Raw genomic sequence first — 358 nt, forward strand, 5'->3', positions numbered from 1 at the left:
CTGCTCAGATTGCAGCCAGACGAGGTGGTCGTCGGCCCGCACGTCGGCCAGGCGCTGCGCCTCGAGGCCGTGGGATTCGAACCAGGCCAGTTGGTCGTGCATGGCCTTGAGGTCGACGTGTGGCAGGTAACGCGTTTCGAACTGCCGGGCGAACTCGCCGTTGTTCGCCCGGGCCTCAAGGTCCTGGCGCCTGAGTGCGCCTGCGGTATCGAGAATGCCTTCCTTGGCCTGCGCCCACCAGGCGGCCATCTGCGGGTTGGCGCCCTGGTCGGCACCGGCGAGGTGGGCGCGCATGGCCTCTTTGTGACGGTCGACCAGCGCGGCGACCTTGCGCTCACTGAATTGCTGATGCAGTTCG

General features: G+C 67.3%; 1 pseudogene. It reads right to left on the bottom strand.

What is annotated here, in order from left to right:
- Window positions 1–358 (bottom strand): annotated as a pseudogene (locus CC207_RS27045) (hypothetical protein); the annotation flags it as partial.

This window comes from Pseudomonas sp. DrBHI1 (assembly GCF_002205115.1).
GTDB lineage: Bacteria > Pseudomonadota > Gammaproteobacteria > Pseudomonadales > Pseudomonadaceae > Aquipseudomonas > Aquipseudomonas mosselii.